This window comes from Gephyromycinifex aptenodytis, from assembly GCF_012277275.1.
Taxonomy (GTDB): domain Bacteria; phylum Actinomycetota; class Actinomycetes; order Actinomycetales; family Dermatophilaceae; genus Gephyromycinifex; species Gephyromycinifex aptenodytis.
This window is the reverse complement of sequence record NZ_CP051155.1, coordinates 2,169,269-2,187,448: the sequence shown is the minus strand read 5'-3', so window position 1 is coordinate 2,187,448 and position 18,180 is coordinate 2,169,269. Positions and strand designations below refer to the sequence as shown.

Sequence of the window (18,180 nt, the reverse complement as noted above, 5' to 3'; positions counted from 1 at the left end):
CGTGCGTGCCGCCCGTCTCAACTGCGCATATGTGCTTTGTTGCGCAGGTCAGGGCGTAACGGAGATCACCTGTAGCGGGCGGGACCTTAGGCCGAGGACCACGCGAGGTGCGCGTGCCAGACTGACGCTGCCTGGACCGCCTCGCCCAGGCGTCCCACAAGAAGCGAAGCCGGTGAGATTCCGGCACTGTCCCGCAACGGTGATGCCCCACGAAGGGGATGAGTCCGGTCGCCTTCTCGTGGTTCCGACCATGTCACGCCCTCGAAGGAAGGGCGGGTCGCCCGGAGCCAGGCTCCGTCCGGCTGCGCATCCTTTGTCGGCACGTTCAAGGAGCTTTACGTGCCTGACCTCCTCCTGAAGAATCGCCCGATCGTTGCAGCCGCGGTTCTCATGCCGATGCTCGCTCTTATTCCTGCCTGCGGTACCTCCCCCTCCGGCACCGCCGGTTCGACCGGTGCAGCCTCTGCCGAGGGTTCAGGCGATGACGGCTGTATCACCGACTTCGATGAGTCCAAGGACTACTTCCCGGACAAGGTGGAGTTCGAAGACGCCACCAACATCAGCGTCGAATACAAGAAGTCCTACAAGGTCGTCACGGTCACACAACCGTCGCCGGGGGCTGCGCCGGAGTCGTATGTGTTCGTTCAATGTGGTGCGCCCGAACCGAGCTTGGAGGGCGAACTCGCCAAAGCGACCAAGGTAAGCGTCCCGGTCAAGAAGGTTGCCGCAGGCTCCACCACGCAGGTACCCGCCTACGAACTACTGGACCGGATGGGCGTGCTGGTGGCCGTCTCCTCGGCCGAGAAGCTCGCTGAGGGGCCCGCCAAGGACGCCGTCGACTCAGGTCAGATCCAGAGCATCAAAAACGCCAACGGCGAAGTCAACGTCGAGAAACTCGCCTCCCTGGCGCCGGATGTGTACGTCACCTCCGGTACCGCAAGTGCGGAGAACGCCAAGATCGCCGAGTTGAAGATCCCGGTGATCGCCGACGCGGAGTGGCTGGAGAAAACCGCGCTGGGCCGGGCGGAATGGACCAAGTTCAAGGCGATCCTGCTCAACCGTGAGAAGCAGGCCAACGAGGTCTACGGCAAGATCAAGGCCGACTATCAGTCGGTGGCGACCAAGGCCCAAGGCGTCACTGAGCGTCCAACGGTTCTGCTCGGGGCGATGAGTAAGGGCACCTGGTACGCCAGCGCCGCCGACAGCTACCTCGCCAACGAGATCAAGGACGCCGGCGGCGAATACGTCCTCAAGGACGTCGCCGGTGTCGGCACCAAACCGCTCGATCTGGAGGTGGTGCTCGCCAAGGGCGCCAAGGCGCAGTACTGGATCGGGGCCACCCATTCCGAGCGGTGGGAGAGCCTGGCCGAACCGATCAAGGACGACCCACGCCTAGGCAAACTGACCCCGGTGCAGAACGGCGACGTCTGGACTTTCTCCAAGAAGCTGACCCCCGGTGGGGGTAACGACTACTGGCAGTCCGGTGTGGTGCGCCCCGACCTGGTCCTGGCTGACCTCGTGGCGATCCTGCACCCCGAACTGATGCCGAACCACGAGTTCACCTACTACGAGCAGGTCCCCAAGGGATGAGCTCACCTGCTCCGACCCGGGAGCGCTGCACGGAGGACGTCGCCTCGACGTCCTCCGTGCAGGACCGGGCCGTCACCCGAACAGCGCGTCTCACCGCCCGGTTCGCCCTGGTCCTGCTCATCGTCGCGCTGGTCGCTCTGGCAGGCCTGACCTTGGGTGCGCTGCGCATTCCGCCCGAGCAACTGCTGGCCGCGATCACCGGCGGTGAAGCGCCCGCGGTCGTGCGGACGGTGCTGTTCGACATCCGCATCCCACGCACCATCACGGCGCTTCTGGTGGGCGCCTCGCTCGGTGTCACCGGGCTGCAGATGCAGACTTTGTTCCGCAACCCTCTCGCCGACCCGTACGTGCTCGGAGTGTCCTCCGGGGCGGGCCTGGGGGTGGCGATCATCGTCCTGCTGGCCGGTACCTCACCGTACGCGGCGTCGCTGACTTCCGGTCTGGGCCTCAGCGGGGACCTGGGACTCATCCTGGCTTCGTCGTTCGGTTCAGCGCTGGTGATGCTGCTCATCCTGGCCGCCGGACGATTCCTGAAATCCTCCAACACCCTGCTGTTGCTCGGGGTGATGATCGGCTACCTCGTCTCCGCCGCCGTCACGGTGTTGCTGGCCGGTGCCACCCCGGAACTGGTGGCGCAGTACGTGCGCTGGGGTTTCGGCAGCTACCACGGAGTGACCTGGCCGAACCTGCGCGTGCTGGGCCCGGTGCTGCTCATCGGGGTCGCGTTCACGATGCTGCTGGCCAAATGGCTCAACGCTCTGCTCTTGGGAGACCGGTACGCACAGACGATGGGGATGAACCTGCACCTGGTGCGGGGCGCCATCGTGCTCAGCAGCGCCATCCTCGCGGGCAGCGCCACCGCGTTCTGTGGGCCGATCGGCTTCCTCGGGATCGCCATCCCGCACCTTGCCCGCGGCTACTTCGCCACCTCCGATCACCGCATCCTGCTGCCGGGGTGCGCCCTCATCGGCGCGTCGTTGGCGCTGGCCGCTGATGTCGCTGCCGGTCTCCCCGGCGATGGGGTGCTGCCGCTGAACGCTGTCAACGCCGCGTTCGGGGCGCCCGTGGTCATCTACATTCTGCTCCGCCGACACCGGGGGATGAACACATGAGCCGCCCGCTGCAGCAACACGGCCCGTTGTTGGCATTGCACGAGGTCGCCGTCGGTTACCCGGGCGGGCGCGGATCGGCGCACGTGGTCCTCTCCGACGTGCACGCCAGTGTCGAGGCAGGCCAACTCATCGGCCTGGTCGGCCCGAACGGCGCAGGCAAGAGCACCCTGCTGCGCTCGATTGCCGGGCTACAGCCGATGCTCGGTGGGCGGGTGGAGATCGCCGGTCGCGACGTGGCCGGGATGAAGCGGCGTGAGCTGGCCCAGCTCCTGGCGGCCGTCCTGACCGACCGCTTCGACCCCGGGCGGCTGCTGGCCCGCGACGTCGTCGGGCTCGGGCGGCACCCGCACTCGTCCCTGACCGGCAGGCTGCACGAGCACGACCGGCAGATCATCGCTGACGCCTTGGCCGCGGTGAGTGCCGAGCACCTTGCCGAGCAGGAACTCGCAGAGTTGTCGGACGGGCAGCGCCAGCGGGTGATGATCGCCCGGGCGCTGGCTCAAGAGCCGCAGGTCATGCTCCTGGACGAACCGACGGCCTTCCTGGACCCACCCGGACGGGTCTCGGTGCTGGAACTGACACGGCGGATCAGCCGCGAACGCGGCATCGCCGTCATCGTGTGCACCCACGACATCGAAGCGATCCTGTCCTACGCCGACGAGGTCTGGGTCGCGGGGCGCAGCGAAGAACTACACGTCGGCGGACCGGAGGATCTGGCCCAGGCTGGCCTGCTGGCTGCTCCGTTCGCGGCGCCGGGTGTGCACTTCGATCTGGCCACGCTCACCTTCCAGGCCGACTCGACTGGGCGGCCGCGCGCCGTCGTCGACGGCGTCGGAATGAAAGCGGCGTTGGGTGAGCGGTGCCTGCGCCGCGCCGGGTATGACGTCGGTCGCCCAGCCGAGTACGGAACGGAGCGCTCCGACCCGGTCCAGGACAGCGGTGCCGAAGTGCGGTTGAGCATCACCGACGGGCAGCTGCCGTGGACGCTGACCCACCCGGAGTACGGCGCCAGCCAGCACCGCAACCTCGCCGACGTTCACGCGCTGGCCCTGAAATGGCTCCAGCGGATGGGGAACGCCGATGACGCAGCCTGACTACGTGCGGGTGGGGTTGGCGCACCTGGCCCCGGACCGGAGTCAGCCGGCGCAGAATCGGGCGGCGCTCATCGAAGCGGTGCGGCACGCCGCAGATCTGGGCGCGCAGCTCGTCCTGGCACCCGAACTCGCCGTCGCGGGATATGGCTTCGGCAGCGTGCAGGAAGCCCGAGCCGTGGCCGAACCTCGCCACGGCCCGACGCTGGACGCGTTGGAGAAGGTGTGTTCCGGGCTGGGAGTGTGGTGCGCGGCCGGATACCTGGAGCGCGACCCGGACGGTTCGCTGTTCAACTCGGCGATGCTCGTCTCGCCGACCGGGTTGGCCGGCCATCACCGCAAGCTCGTCGCCGAGAGCCGTTGGGCCAGCCGTGGGGAACCGGCTCAGGCACGTCCCATCGACACCCCGTGGGGCCCGGTCGGGTTGCTCATCTGCGCCGACACCTACTACGCCGGTCCGGCTCGGGCGTTACGACTGCGCGGGGCTAAAGCCCTGCTCGTGCCGTCCAACTGGCCGTGTGGGGATCTCGACCCGCGCCGTATCTGGCGTGCCAGAGCCGCCGAGAACGGGATCCCGGTGTTGGTGGCCAACCGGACCGGCGTCGACGGACAGTTCGATGCCCGCAGCGCCAGCTCGGCCATCTACGACGCGCAGGGCGCCACCCGTGCGGAGCGCAGTTCCCCGACGCCACAGGTCCTCGTCCACGACATGCCCTTAGCCGAGGGGATGTGGTGCGAGCGGGCCGAGGCGTTGTCCGGCCGCCGTCCACAGACCTGGGCCACGCTGGCCGGTGGACCCGCACCAGAACACCCTGGTGATGAGCGCGAGCCTGGAACGCGCCCGGGTACGCGGGTACGGGTGGTGGTCGGCCGGTCCGGCGGTGATGGTGCCGATGCGCCGGAGCTTCTCGTGGTGGCGCCGGGGCGCGAGGTGGCCGACGACGCTGCGCCGGTGGTCATCGGCAGCGACACCGAGGGCGCGTTCGCCTGCGTTTCAGGGCGGCGCCGGCGCCCCGAGCGGGCCGAGAACGCGGTTGTGGCCCGAGCGGGTTCGTTGCTGGTCGCGGCCGTGGACCTGCGGGACGGGCGGCACCCGGAGGCGACTCTGGCGCTGGTCGAGCGCGGGGTGGACCTGATTGTCGTGTCAGCTCATGACCTGAGTGCTCAGGAGCGTGAACTGATGCTGCTCAGAGCCTTAGATCGCAGCGCGGTCGCGGTGGTGTCCCCGCACATCGCGCAGCTGGCGATCCCGCCGCTCGATCATGCTGCCCCGGAAGTGCTCACTTGCGATTCGGTACTCGAGGCCCGGCTGGCCGGGGGGTGGTCGGCGCGCGCCGGCGGCGATTGGAAGACCGCACACATCCTGGATCGGGAGGCGCTATGCCAATCCGGTCTCTAGTGCTGTGGCCCACCGGGGCCTGCGACCTTGATTGCACGTACTGCTATCGGGGTCTGCTCGGCGGCCGGATGAGCCCCGCGACCGCGCATGCAGCGCTCGACCTGGCGGCGCAGTCCGGGTTGCCGTTCCACGTGCAGTTCGCTGGTGGGGAACCGACGTTGAACCCGGCGATCATCGAGCAGGTCTGCCAGCGCATCGCCGCCGAGGCGCTGCCAGCAACTGTGGCCGTTCAGACCAACGCTGCCCGGTTGACGCCGCCGGTACTGGATCTGCTGGCCAGGTACCGGGTGCAGGTCGGGGTGAGCATCGATGGCCCACCTCAAGTGCAGGAGCAGGTGCGCGGCCACGCTCGGGAGACGTTCGCCGGTCTGGGGCTGCTCGCGGCCCGCGAAATCCCGGTGCGGGTCACGGCTGTGCTCAGCGCCGTCAACGCGACGCGGTTGGCCGAACTTGCTTTGCTGCTGGCCGCCTACCCGAACGTCGTCGGTCTTGCGCTGGACCCGCTGGTCTCCCAAGGGGCGGCGCGCGGCCGCGACGACCTCCTGCCTGATCCGAAGGAAGTAGCGCGCGGCATCACCGACTTGCATCACGCGGTGCGGCAGATCGCGCGGTTGCGCACGGCGCCGTTCACCTGGCGCGAACTGGAAACGGTACGCCGAGCCCTGCGCCCGGCGCCCATCCCCGTCACGGTGCAGGTGCGCAGGCCGGCCGATGCGCCCGATGCGGGGGCGCACCCGAACGCTGTGGCGCGAACTCCCGCACCGTATTGCCATGCCGCCCTCGGGCAGAGCATGGCCGTGGCACCGGACGGCACCGTCTACCCGTGCAGCCAGAGTGTGGGCGACCCGGCGCGGGCTGCCGGACATGTCGGCGACGTCGACTGGGCAGCGCTGCAGCGCCAGTTCCGCGACGTCCACCTCACCGGTCCCTGCCAGGAATGCGAGCTACAGGGCCGCTGCCCAGGAGATTGCCCGTCCCGTCTGGAGGCTGCGCTGGATGCCGGTCTCGAGCCGGGCAACGCCCACCTGACGTGCCTGATCTACCGCACCATCGCTACCTGCGAAAGGACGCCATCATGACGTCGATCTGTTACTACAGCGCCAGCGGCGGGGAGATGGCCACCCTGGCGAGCGTGCAGGGACGCTTGCAGCAGGCGGGGATCGACGTGCGGATCGCTGCCCGCACAGGGTTGCAGGTGGGCACTGCCGAGGGGGCGGCGGACTTCGTGGCCACCGCGCTGGCCTGCGATGCCGTCGTGTTGTCCCTGCACGGGGGGATGGCCAGCTGCCCGGCCTGGCCCGACCTGGCAGAGCTGCTGCCCGAACGCGGGGACCCGAACCGGCCCTACCTGCACCTGCAACCGGCCGGTGACGACGACGCGGTGCTGCCGACCGCGCACGAGTACGGCGACGGGCTGCAGGACGGCACGTGGGCGGCGCTGGTCCGGTTGTTCGATGTCGGAGGCGTCGACAACCTCACCGCTGCCTTGGCCGGTGTCGTCGCAGCCGTTCAGCGTCGCCGCAGCGGGAAGGCGCAGCCGACCGGTGAGGAAGACCTTGACGGGTCGGCGACGAGCGCGGGGCCCGTCGCCTCACCGGTCTCGGTGCCGACAGAAGGACTGTGGCTGCCGGAAACCGGCTGGGTCCCTGCTGAGCAGAGCTACCTGGACAGCCTGGAGGCGAGTACGCCCACCATCGGCCTGCTGTTTCCTCAGATCTTCTGGCTCAACGACAACATCGCCCACGTAGAAGCGTTGGTGGGTGCACTGCGGGAGCGCGGCGCTCAAGTGATACCGGTGTTCGCGCACCGCTTCGAAGACGCCGTTCGCGGCACGGCAGGCACTCGCGCGATCGTCAATCGGTTTTTCCGCCGCGACGAGGCCAGCCTGGTCGACGCGGTGATCAACCTGCAGGGCTTCTCCTTGTTGGCGGTCGACCCGTCCTCGGCGGATGTCTTCCCCGGGCTCGGCGTCCCGCTCCTGCAAGCCATGACCTCATCCGGTGAGCGCACCGAATGGGAGGCGACCCAGCAGGGCATGCCGACGATGGACGTCGCCGTGCAAGCCGCGCATCCGGAGTTCGACGGAGCGCTCATCTCCCGGGTCGTGGCGACCAAGGAGAGCGACATGCTCGATCCGCTCACTGGTGCGCTCATCACCAGGCTGGTGCCCATCCCGGACCGGGTCGACTCGATGGCCGACCTGAGCATGGCCTGGGCGCGGCTGCGGCGTCTGCCCGCGCACGAGCGGCGTATCGCCGTCGTCTTCCATCACCACCCGCCCCGCAACGACCGCATCGGATGCGCCTCGGGTCTGGACTCGTTCGAGAGTGTGCGTCTGCTGCTGGCCCGGATGGCACGTGAGGGTTATGTCGTACCAGAGCAATTCGCCACCGCCGACGAACTTTCGGATCGGATGCTCAACGCTCTGACCTGCGACCAGCGATGGTTGACCCCGGACGCGATGCACGCCCGCGCCCAAGCCCACGCGGACACCTCGACCGCGGTGCGGTGGAACGCCGACCTGCCGCAGCGGGTGCAGGAAGGCCTCGCGAAGTCCTGGGGCGCTCCGCCCGGGGAGTTGTTCGTGCACCAGGGGGAGCTGAGCTTCGCGGGCTTCGTGAACGGGAACGTGTTCGTGACGATCCAGCCCCCGCGCGGCGAACTGGAGAAGGTCAGCGAGGGGCACCTGCACGATCTTGTGCTGCCCCCACCGCACCACTACCTGGCCCACTACCGCTGGATGCGCGACGTCTTCGGCGCGCATGCCGTGGTGCACGTCGGCACCCACGGCAGCCTGGAATGGCTGCCGGGTAAGGCGCTCGGCTTGTCCCAGGAGTGCTATCCGGAGTTGGCGCTGGCCGACCTGCCCAACATCTACCCCTACATCGTCAACAACCCCGGCGAAGGTACCCAGGCCAAGCGACGCAGCCACTGCGCCTTGGTCGACCACCTCACCCCGCCGATGCGCAACGCTGCCCTCGATGACCAACTCGCCCTGGTCGACCGGCTCGCCCGGGAGTACCCGGACGCCGCCTCCCGCTCGGCCGCCGCCGCCGAAGGGGTGGCCGAAGCGTTGTGGGAAGCGATCGAGGAGGTGGACCTGCAGGTCGACCTGGAGATCGACCGCGAGTCGGCGCTGGGCAACCCGAGCGAGTTCGTCAACCACGTCCGCCACTACCTGCTGGAACTGTCGGACAACGCCATCAGCGACGGGCTGCACGTGCTGGGGCGGGTGGCCAGTGATCGCGGCGACGACAACCCCGGCCTGGGGCCGCGCGAACGGGTCGTGGAATACCTCGTGCAACTCCTGCGCCTGCCCAACGGCGACGTGCCGAGTCTGCGCGAATCCGTACTCGACTGTTGGGGTGTGGAGTTGGCGACGGAACCCGATGTCGCTGGCGTGTTGCCTGCTCTGGGTGATGTCGCCGGTATCGACCGGCTGCGGCAGGCGAACGAGGCGTGTGGCGCCCTGGTCGAGGCCGTGTACGACGCCGCCTGCGCCCGCCTGGGGACAACAGAGGTTCCGCTCGCTTCCGGCCCCGATGCCGGCGCCCCCGAAGACCCGGCGCAGGCCGCCGCTCAAGCCGCCGTGCAGGTACTGGGCTGTAGGCATGGCGGTGTCGAGGCCGCCCTGGTCTATCTCATCGACGACCTGCTGCCGCGGTTGGCGCACGTCAGCGACGAGATGGAGTCCGTGCTCACCGCGCTCGCCGGTGGTTTCGTCGCCCCGGGTAAGAGCGGCGCCCCCACCCGAGGCAATGCCGACATCCTGCCCACCGGCCGGAACTTCTTCTCCCTGGATCCGCGCACCCTGCCCACCCCCGCCGCGTGGCGGGTGGGGGTGGCTTTGGCTGAGAACCTCCTGCAGCGGTACGCCCAGGAGAACCCGCAAGATCCCTACCCCCGCAACGTGGGCATCATCTTGTGGGGCACCGCCAACATGCGCAGCCACGGTGAGGACATCGCCGAGATCCTGCACCTGTGGGGGCTGCGTCCGCGGTGGGCGCCGGATGGTCACGTCGTCGGCGTCGAGGTGGTTCCGCCCGCCGAGCTGGGCCGTCCACGGATCGACGTGACGCCCCGCATCTCGGGTTTCTTCCGGGACGCCTTCCCCAACCTGGTCGAGCTGCTGGACGACGCGGCCGGACTCGTGGCGGCATTGGAGGAGGATGGGCAGAGCAACTTCCTGCGCGCGCACGTCCTGGCCGACCTGCCCGAGCACCTGGCCGCCGGGGCCGACGCCGAGGAGGCGTGGCGGCTGGCGACCCTGCGGGTCTTCGGCTGCCCGCCGGGTAGCTACGGCGCGGGAGTGGAGGAACTGGTGGAGTCCAAGGCGTGGGAGACCAAGGATGATCTGGCCGCCACCTACGTTCGCTATTCCGCGCACGCCTACGGTCGCGGCACGTACGGCACAGCCCAACCGCAGGCCTTCACCGCCCAGTTGCGCCGCATGGACGCCACGGTGAAAAACGAGGACAGCCGCGAGTACGACATGCTCAGCTGCACGGACTTCTACAACTACTACGGAGGCCTCATCGCGGCCGCCACGGTCGCCCGGGGCAGCGCCCCGACGTCGTTCGTCGGCGATTCCTCCGACCCGCGCCGAGCCCGCAACCGCACGACGAACGAGGAGGCGCGCCTGGTCATCCGCTCCCGCATCCTCAACGACGCGTGGATCTCGGGCCTGCAGCGGCACGGATACAAGGGCGCGGGCGACCTGTCCAAAGTCCTGGACATTCTTGCCGGGTGGGAGGCGACCTCCGACGTCGTCGACGACGCGCTGTGGGATCGCGTGGCGCGCCGCTATGCGCTGGACCCGGGCATGCAGGAGTGGTTCTCCCAGGTCAACCCGTACGCGTTGCACAACATTCTGGACAAGCTGCTCGACATGGCCCAGCGCGGGCTGTGGGCTGCTGAGCAGGAGATGCGGGACGCACTCACCTCCGCCTACTTGGAGGCCGAGGCTGACGTGGAAGACACCGTCGATTCGGGTGTCGGGTCGTGAGTTCCGCTATCGGGTACCCGTTCACCGCCCTGGTCGGTCAGGAGCAGCTGCGCTTGGCGCTTCTGCTGGTCGCGATCCGGCCACAGATCGGCGGGGTGTTGCTGCGCGGCGAGAAAGGCACTGCGAAATCGACGGCGGTCCGCGCGCTCGCCCAGTTGTTACCCCCGGGGACGCCGCTGCGCACCCTTCCGCTCGGTGCGACCGAGGACCGGGTGGCCGGCGGGTTGGATCTGCAGCGCAGCCTGCAGGAGGGCCGCCCGGTGTTCGCGCCGGGGCTACTCGCCGCCGTCGATGAGGGCGTGCTGTACGTGGATGAGGTCAACCTGCTCGACGACCATCTCGTTGATCTGGTCCTGGACGCCGCTGCCGACGGCGTGAACCACGTTGAACGGGAAGGTCTTTCGGCCAGCCACCCGAGCCGCTTCTCGCTCGTGGGCACGATGAACCCCGAGGAAGGGTCGCTACGTCCTCAGCTTCTGGACCGGTTCGGGCTGTGCGTCGACGTCGTCGGCGAGCGGGACCCGGCCCTGCGGGTGGAGTTGTTGCGGCGCCGACGCGCCTACGACGCCGACCCCGCCTCGTTCGCTGGCCGATGGGAGACCGAGCAGGAGTCGCTGCGGACGCGGCTCACCTCGGCGCGCGAGCGGGTAGCCCGGGTGCAGGTGCCGCTGGAGGTTGCTGCAACCATCGCCGAGCTCGCCTGTTCGGCCTACGTCGCCGGCCACCGGGCAGATCTGTCCTTGACCGAAGCGGCTCGGGCGCACGCCGCCTGGCAGGGGCGCGAACGGGTCAGCGTCGCGGATGTGCTGGCCGTCGCGGAGTTGGCGCTCGCGCATCGTCGCCGTGAGGCGATGCCTGCCCCGCCACCGCCCAGCCCGACCCCGAATGACGACGCTGACCCGCCGCCGCAGGAAACTGAGACGCCGCCGACGGGTCAGGATGACGGTGACTCGCAGGGGCCGGCAGAGGCGGATCAAAGCGAGGACTCCGACGACTCCGACGAGTCGAGCCAACCCGCGTCCGAACCTCCCCCCGGTGAAGGGGAAACCCCGCGCAGCCACGAAGGTCTGGTCGGGCCGGACGGTGCCCAGACGGAGCTGTCCGACGACCCCCCCGACGCAGGTCCGGGCCCGGTCGACGGCGAACTGCCGGCGCCACCCCCGGGCGAACCGTTCCGCGTCCGTGCGCTCGAACCCGACACCGACCGCAAGGCGCGTCGCGGCTCCGGTCGGCGCCACCGCAGCCGCAGCGCCGACCGGCGCGGCAGGTACGTGCGGGCTCGCCCCACCCAGATCCCAGACGATCTGGCTCTGGATGCGACCTTGCGCGCTGCGGCAGTGCACCAGCGGGCCCGCCGTGGCAGCCTCGACCCGAAGGCTTCAAGCGGCGCGGTGCAGGCTCCCCTCATCGAAGTGCGCCCGGCGGACTGGCACGCCAAGGTGCGCGAGCGGCGCACGGGTTCCTGCATCTTGTTCGTCGTCGACGCCAGTGGGTCGATGGCGGCCCGAGGCCGGATGGTGGCCAGCAAGGGTGCCGTGCTGAGCCTGCTGCTGGACGCTTACCAGAAGCGCGACAAGGTGGCGCTCATCTCGTTCCGGCGCCGGGACGCCGAGGTGTTGCTGCCGCCGACGGCCTCGGTCGAGGTCGCTAATCGTCTCCTGGAGCAGATGCCGGTCGGTGGGCGAACCCCGTTGGCTGCGGGGCTTGTTGCCGCCGCGGGTCTGCTCACCCCACTGTTGCGACGCGAGCCCTTGTTGCGTCCGCTTGTTGTGCTCGTCAGCGACGGGCGCGCCAACGCCGCCCTTGAGGCCGGCGATAAGGACGCCCGCCGGGAAGCCCTGGAGTTGGCCAACCATCTCGCGCAGGACGAACGTGTCACCTGGGTGGTGGTCGACACCGAGGATCCCCGAGGTTTGCGGTTCGGGTTGGCCCGCGAACTCGCGGCGGCGCTCCACGCCCCCAGCTATGCCATCGATGATCTGCACGCCGACGACCTGGTCGGCCTTGTGAAAGGACACACCGCGTGAGCCGCCCCCCATACCCCTTCGCTGCCCTCGTCGGTCAGGACGACCTCAAACTGGCGTTGATCCTCACCGTCATCTCCCCAGAACTGGGCGGTGTGCTCATCCGCGGCGAGAAGGGCACCGCCAAGTCCACGGCGGTGCGGGCGTTGGCGCAGCTGTTGCCAGAACGGCAGGAGGTCGCCGGGACGCCGTACCACCTGTCGCTGGCGGAGTACCTGGAGAACCGCGGCCAGCTCGTGCCCGACCTTGGTGACTCCCCGGAGCTGGTGAACGTCCGGGTGCCGGTCGTGGAACTGCCGGTCGGTGCAACGGAGGACCGCGTCGCGGGCACCCTGGACCTGGAGGCGGCGCTCACCCAAGGGCGTCGCCACTTGGAACCGGGTCTGCTGGCGGCCGCGCACCGGGGAATCCTGTACGTGGATGAGGTCAACCTGCTCGACGATCACGTCGTCGACCTGCTGCTGGATGCCGCCGCGATGGGGGTGAACACGGTCGAACGCGAGGGTGTGAGCCTGTCGCATCCGGCTCGGTTCTCGCTGGTCGGCACGATGAACCCCGAGGAGGGCGAACTGCGCCCGCAACTGCTCGACCGCTTCGGTCTGTGCGTCACCGTGGCCGGGTCCAGCGATGTGGGAGAACGGGTGACGATCATGCAGCGACGAGCCCGGTACGACGCCGATCCGGCCGGTTTCGCTTCGGCGTGGGCCGAGCCGAGCTGGGCGATCACCGAGCGGATCGCCGCAGCGCTGAATCGGGTGCACAGCGTGGACGTCAGCGATGAACTCCTGCTGCGGATCGCCAACACCTCACTGGAGGCGGGAGTCGACGGGCACCGCGCGGACCTGACGATGATGCGGGCCGCTGCGGCGCTCGCAGCCTGGAACGGTCGCGAGCACGCACAGGCCGAAGACGTCGACGTCGCGGCTCAGTTCGTGTTGCCGCACCGGATGCGGCGCCGACCGCTGGAGGGTATCGGCGCGGTCACGGCGGCTGGGGGGTCCCGATGAGTGAAGTCCTGGCGGTGCCGTTGTTGGATCAGCCGGGGCTGGTGAGTGTCCACGCGGACGCGATGGCGATCGTGGCCCGATTCGCAGAACCGCACCGCGTGCTCATCAGTTCCCCGCTCGGCGGGGGGATGCGCGAGGACCTGACTGCGGTCTACAACCATCAGTCGTGCGAACCGGCCGGGCACGGCTCCCGGGTCATGCGTTACCTCGGTGCGCACGAGGTGCAGGAGCACGAACGGATATGCGCGGAGCGGGAGCTCGATCCCGAACGCACCGCCGGCCTCGGGACGGCCGCATCGATGCGCTGCGCCGGGGTGGCGACCCGGGAGTTCCGCGACCTGCAAGTGGCGGCAGTGAGCACCGCCGGGGTGGAAGGCAACGCGGGCCGGGCGGGTGACCCGGCGGGCAGCTATGAGTGGCAGGGCCGTTACGAACCCAGCGGCGAACCACCCCAGCCGTCGCACGGCACGATCAACACGTTGCTGTTCATCAACCACGAGTTGGTGCCGGGCGCTTTGGTGCGGGCACTCATCACGGCGACGGAGGCCAAGTCGGCGGCGCTGGGAGACCTGGTGGTGGGCTCGCGGTACAGCCCGGGACGAGCCACGGGTACCGGCACTGATCAGAGCGCGTTGTGCTGCCCGATCGGTGGGGGTGCACCGCTTCGCAGCGCTGGGCACCATGTGGTGTTGGGGCGTCTGATCTCCGAAGCGGTGGGTGCGTCGGTGCGTTCGGCGTTGGTGTTGCAGAACGGGATGGAGCCGAGTTCGCGTCGGTCGGTCTCGGCCCAACTGGCGAGGTACGGGGTGTCGATGGAGGGGATCATCGAGACCGCGCGGGCTCTGCTGAGCCGCGAGGACGCCGACCTACTTGCCGTCAACGTGCGAGGCCTGGACGCCGACCCACGCATCGTGGCAGCCGCTGCCGGGATGGCCGAGGTCGCCGACCAGATCCGCGCCGGGATCCTGCCTACGGACTCCGCGGGCGACCATCTGCGGTGGGCGGCGACTCTCATCGCGTTGGCGGCTTCCGGGGACCGTGCGGACGTGCGCGCGCTGCGCGCCCGGCTGGACTCCTGCGAAGCGGATGTGGCGGTGCTCATCCCGACCGCGATCTGCCTGGGGCACGTGGAGAAATGGCGGGACCTGCACCAGGCGTGCGCATCGCTGAGCGACTGAGCAGCCGTCTTGGCGGCGCCGTCAACCGCGTCGGGTGGGGCGCCCAGGTCTCGATAGTTGACCGAGTCGCCGTTCAGGTACGTATTGAAGGGCAGCTGTCTGGCAACGTCTGCCGCTGGCCCGCACACCATTGCGTGTGGTGAATAGCTAGCAGGTGGGTATCGCCTTGATACCCGATGAATGTTTGGCTGATCGCGGCGCTCATCACCGATGAATGAGCGCTGGCTCACTATCTTTTGCTCTAAGAAACCTCCGTCACTCCGACGTGGCGTGAGATTATGAGGCCCTCGGCGCCGAGTGCGCCGGGGGCCTGGCGTACGGCGAAGCCGGTGAGACTCCGGCGCTGTCTTCGCAACGGTGATACCTCGCGAGAGGTTAAGTCCGGTCGCCCGTCGTCGAGCCCGATCAGCAGGTTCGCGGACGACGGACCGCTCTACGGGCACCGCCCTTTTTAGGGCCGTGTTCTGACGAGATTCCGACGGCCGCCGACTGAATGGCGGTTCCGGAACAAACTTCGGCATCGCTGGTTTGTCGGCCTGCGCCCCTCGCGTCTACGAGCTTCGTGCTGGGGACCAACACGCATATCAAGGAGCGCACCCCATGACTTCATTTCACCCCCGCCCACTGAGGATGCGGCACCTACAACGGCCGACAGCCGGTATCGCAGCTGTCTTGGCCGGGTCGCTTGCGCTGTCTGCCTGCGGCGCCTCGGGTGGTTCGAGCCAGCCGGACTCCGGTGCGTCGGCCAGTGGCTCCACCGCGGCCGTCAATATCACGGTCACCGATGCTCTCGATCGAGAAATCACCCTGGACAAGCCGATCTCGCGGGCCGTGGTCCTCAACCGCAACACCCTCGAGCTCGTCAAGTTGCTCGGTGCCTTCGACACGGTCGTGGCGTACGGCGACAAAGCCGACGAACTGAATCCGTACTTGCCGCTGGACAAGTTGACGAACCTGGGCGCCGGGAAGTCTTTGAACATTGAAGCGCTCATCGCGGCCAAACCGGATGTGGTGTTCGCCCACCCGAACCGCAACATGGAGCTGGAAGAGAAGCTGGATCCACTGGGGATCAAGGTCATTCGGTTGTACAACTACCTGCCGGACAAGCTCGACGCAGAGGCGCAGAAGGTCGGCGAGCTCTATGGCAAGCAGTCTCGTGTCGAGGAGTACCTCGAGTTCAAGCACGGCATCGAGGACAAGACGAAGAATGCCCTCGAAGGGCTGTCCGAGGCGGACAAGCTACGGGTCGTGGCGCTGAACTCCGGCGCGCCCAAGGATGAGTTCGCCGTCTACCCGAGCAAGACCACCGACGGAAAGCCCGGGACCGGTGAGGGAATGGCCATCCTCAACGCCGGCGGCATCGACCCCACGGATCTGGCCTGGGATGCCTCCGAGTCCAGCACCACCGTCAAGCTCGGCGCCGAGCGGATCCTGCAGATCGACCCGGACGCGGTGACGGTCAACAACTCCTGGTACGGCGGTTACGAGGCCACCGATGACAAGAGTTTCGAAGAGTTGACCGACCAGTTGCTCAACAACACCTCGACGTTCTCCCGGTTGAAGGCGGCCAAGAACAAGCGCATCTACTTCTTCCAGACGAACATGCTGGGTTCGGACAAGGGCTACATCGGCACGGCGCAGCTGGCCAAGTGGCTCTACCCGGACCGGTTCACCGACGTCGACCCCAGCGCCTACGCCAAGACGTACTTCGAAGAGTGGTTGGACACGCCGTTCCAGGGCACGTACTGGTACTCGGCTGCAGATTCCGACCGTGGCTGAGGGATCGCACGTGGCGTCGCGCGTTGAGCGCGGCGCCCCCGCGGCCGCTCCGCAGGATCCGGCACAGCCCCGGCGACGCTCTTACGCCGATCCGCGCAGGTGGGTGGCCGAGGATCCGCAGTCGCAGGCCGATCGTGCCGCCGGACTCACCGCCGCCGCCCGGCGGCGGTGGGGCAGGCGAGTCACCGCGACCGTGCTGCTGGCGGTAGCTGTCGTGGTGATGGCACTGGTGGCGTTGACGGTGGGGACGATCCAGATGTCGCCGATCGACATCCTCCGGTGGGCGGCAGGGCAGGCAGACGCCCTGGACCCCACCGGGGCGTATGTCGTCGGGTCGATCCGGGCGCCACGGGTGTTGATGGCCTTGGTTACCGGCGTCGCGCTCGGGATGAGCGGAGTGGTCCTGCAGAACCTGCTGCGCAACCCACTGGCAGAGCCGTACACCCTCGGAATCTCCAGCGGAGCCTCGTTCGGTGCCGCGATCGGGATCGTGTTCGGTAGTCGTATCTGGGGTCCGGAGTTCATCGCGCAAGGTCAGGCCCTGATCTCGATATCGGCCTTCGTGTGCGGCAGCGTCGCGATGGCGACCGTGCTGCTGATCGGCCGTTGGGCGGGCGGCTCGGTCACCATCTTGTTGCTGGCCGGTGTCGCCGTCGGCTCGCTCTTCTCCGCCGGGTTGGCCTCGTTGAAATACATCTCCAACGAGGCGGCCCTGCGCGACCTCATGCTGTGGCTGATGGGTGGCTTCTGGGGCGCCAGTTGGCGCAGCGTGGCGATCCTCGGGCCGGTCGTGCTCGTCGCGACGGTGTTCATCTATCGGTATGCGACCGCGTTGAACGCCGTTGCGTTGGGGGACGACCTGGCTCGAACCATGGGTGTGGACGTGAAGCGCACCACCCGCGTCTGCGTCGTGTTGTGCACGCTGATCGCCTCGGTGTGCATCGCGTTCTCCGGGATCATCGGTTTCGTCGGGCTCGTTGCTCCCCACATCACGCGGATGCTGGTCGGTCTGGACAATCGGGTGCTCATCCCTGCGGCAGCCTTCAGCGGAGCGTTGTTGTTGCTGGTGGCGGACACGTTGGCCCGCAACGTCTTCTCGCCCTTGGAGATCCCGGTGGGGATCATCACGTCCTTGATCGGGGCGCCGTTCTTCATCCACCTCCTGTTGTCGTCGCGAAGTGCCGGGTGGCGGTCGTGATCACTGTTGAAGGCGTGTCGTTCTCCTACACGGCCGAGCCGTTTCTCGTCGATATCGATCATTCGTTCAGCACCGGGCGGATGACTGCGGTTCTGGGACCGAACGGCTCGGGTAAATCGACGCTGTTGCGGCTGCTCACCGGCTTGTTGGCGCCGGATGCAGGCACGGTCCGGGTACAGGATCTGGACCCGGCTTCGTGCCCGCCGGCGCAGCTGGCGCGGGTGCAGGCCTATGTGGCGCAACAGGATGAAGTACGTACTGACCTCAGCGTTTCCGAGACGATCCTGCTGGGACGTCATGCGCACGCCTCGTGGCGCTTGCGCGAGGGCGATTACGGCCTGCTCGGCTATCTGCTGGGGTTGCTGGACATCGCGCATCTGGCCGAGCAGTCGGTGCGCAGTCTCAGCGGCGGCGAACGGCAGCGGGTCATGATCGCCCGAGCGTTGGCGCAGGAACCGCAGGTGCTGTTGCTGGATGAACCGACCTCAGCCCTGGACGTGCGCGCGCAACTGGCCATCATGGATCTGATGCGTCACCTGGCCGACGATCGCGGGCTGACGATCATCGCGGTGTTGCACGACCTGGATCTGGCTGCGCGGTACGCCGATGAGGTGATGCTGCTGGACGCTGGGCGCATTCACCGCGTCGGCAGCCCGGCCGAGGTGATCACGGTGCCGCAGGTCTCGGCGGTGTACTCGGTGGCCATGGAGGCCCTGGACTACAGCGCCGGGCGGGTACTGGCCCCGACCTACGAGCCGACCGATGTCGAGGGCGGACCGCCGCCGCAGGGGTGATCC

The 18,180-nt window shown here is 68.3% G+C and carries 12 protein-coding genes and 2 riboswitches; all 12 genes read left to right on the top strand.

Annotated features, from left to right (window positions below; translation table 11 throughout):
• The first annotated feature begins 139 nt into the window (after positions 1–139).
• A riboswitch (adenosylcobalamin (AdoCbl) riboswitch) is annotated at positions 140–285 on the top strand.
• 54 nt (positions 286–339) lie between these two features.
• The 12 genes from G9V96_RS09420 to G9V96_RS09365 all read left to right on the top strand — a co-directional run bounded on the left by G9V96_RS09420 (position 340) and on the right by G9V96_RS09365 (position 18,177).
• Positions 340–1,590 (top strand): ABC transporter substrate-binding protein, encoded by a 1,251-nt coding sequence (locus G9V96_RS09420; protein WP_168582796.1) that lies wholly within the window; start codon positions 340–342, stop codon positions 1,588–1,590.
• Positions 1,587–2,702, top strand: coding sequence for a FecCD family ABC transporter permease (locus G9V96_RS09415; protein ID WP_168582795.1), 1,116 nt, complete (start codon positions 1,587–1,589; stop codon positions 2,700–2,702). The genes G9V96_RS09420 and G9V96_RS09415 overlap by 4 nt, the downstream gene beginning before the upstream one ends.
• Positions 2,699–3,796, top strand: a complete 1,098-nt coding sequence (locus tag G9V96_RS09410; protein WP_168582794.1) for an ABC transporter ATP-binding protein — start codon at positions 2,699–2,701, stop codon at positions 3,794–3,796. The genes G9V96_RS09415 and G9V96_RS09410 overlap by 4 nt, the downstream gene beginning before the upstream one ends.
• A complete protein-coding gene (locus G9V96_RS09405; protein WP_168582793.1) occupies positions 3,783–5,192 on the top strand; it encodes a carbon-nitrogen hydrolase family protein in 1,410 nt (469 codons plus the stop codon). The genes G9V96_RS09410 and G9V96_RS09405 overlap by 14 nt, the downstream gene beginning before the upstream one ends.
• Complete coding sequence (locus G9V96_RS09400; RefSeq protein ID WP_168582792.1) at positions 5,174–6,271, top strand: radical SAM/SPASM domain-containing protein; 1,098 nt, start codon at positions 5,174–5,176, stop codon at positions 6,269–6,271. The genes G9V96_RS09405 and G9V96_RS09400 overlap by 19 nt, the downstream gene beginning before the upstream one ends.
• A complete protein-coding gene (gene cobN, locus G9V96_RS09395; protein WP_168582791.1) occupies positions 6,268–10,197 on the top strand; it encodes a cobaltochelatase subunit CobN in 3,930 nt (1,309 codons plus the stop codon). Before G9V96_RS09400 ends, cobN begins: the two co-directional genes overlap by 4 nt.
• Positions 10,194–12,224, top strand: coding sequence for a VWA domain-containing protein (locus tag G9V96_RS09390; RefSeq protein WP_226913255.1), 2,031 nt, complete (start codon positions 10,194–10,196; stop codon positions 12,222–12,224). Before cobN ends, G9V96_RS09390 begins: the two co-directional genes overlap by 4 nt.
• Positions 12,221–13,228 carry an ATP-binding protein gene (locus G9V96_RS09385; protein ID WP_168582790.1) on the top strand — a complete coding sequence of 336 codons (1,008 nt, stop codon included), beginning with the start codon at positions 12,221–12,223 and terminating at the stop codon, positions 13,226–13,228. The genes G9V96_RS09390 and G9V96_RS09385 overlap by 4 nt, the downstream gene beginning before the upstream one ends.
• A complete protein-coding gene (locus G9V96_RS09380) occupies positions 13,225–14,406 on the top strand; it encodes an adenosylcobinamide amidohydrolase (RefSeq protein WP_168582789.1) in 1,182 nt (393 codons plus the stop codon). Before G9V96_RS09385 ends, G9V96_RS09380 begins: the two co-directional genes overlap by 4 nt.
• Positions 14,407–14,684: 278 nt before the next feature.
• Positions 14,685–14,813, top strand: a riboswitch (cobalamin riboswitch).
• A 193-nt stretch (positions 14,814–15,006) separates the two neighbouring features.
• Positions 15,007–16,185, top strand: coding sequence for an ABC transporter substrate-binding protein (locus G9V96_RS09375; RefSeq protein ID WP_168582788.1), 1,179 nt, complete (start codon positions 15,007–15,009; stop codon positions 16,183–16,185).
• Between the two features lie 10 nt (positions 16,186–16,195).
• Positions 16,196–17,383: a FecCD family ABC transporter permease gene (locus G9V96_RS09370; protein WP_210424374.1), complete on the top strand. Its 1,188-nt coding sequence runs from the start codon at positions 16,196–16,198 to the stop codon at positions 17,381–17,383.
• A complete protein-coding gene (locus G9V96_RS09365) occupies positions 17,371–18,177 on the top strand; it encodes an ABC transporter ATP-binding protein (RefSeq protein WP_404861417.1) in 807 nt (268 codons plus the stop codon). The genes G9V96_RS09370 and G9V96_RS09365 overlap by 13 nt, the downstream gene beginning before the upstream one ends.
• Positions 18,178–18,180: the final 3 nt, after the last annotated feature.

Coding starts and splice junctions, on each gene's coding strand:
- G9V96_RS09415 (WP_168582795.1), top strand. CDS start 1,587: ATGAGCTCACCTGCTCCGACCCGGGAGCGCTGCACGGAGGACGTCGCC.
- G9V96_RS09375 (WP_168582788.1), top strand. CDS start 15,007: ATGACTTCATTTCACCCCCGCCCACTGAGGATGCGGCACCTACAACGG.
- cobN (WP_168582791.1), top strand. CDS start 6,268: ATGACGTCGATCTGTTACTACAGCGCCAGCGGCGGGGAGATGGCCACC.
- G9V96_RS09405 (WP_168582793.1), top strand. CDS start 3,783: ATGACGCAGCCTGACTACGTGCGGGTGGGGTTGGCGCACCTGGCCCCG.
- G9V96_RS09400 (WP_168582792.1), top strand. CDS start 5,174: ATGCCAATCCGGTCTCTAGTGCTGTGGCCCACCGGGGCCTGCGACCTT.
- G9V96_RS09380 (WP_168582789.1), top strand. CDS start 13,225: ATGAGTGAAGTCCTGGCGGTGCCGTTGTTGGATCAGCCGGGGCTGGTG.
- G9V96_RS09410 (WP_168582794.1), top strand. CDS start 2,699: ATGAGCCGCCCGCTGCAGCAACACGGCCCGTTGTTGGCATTGCACGAG.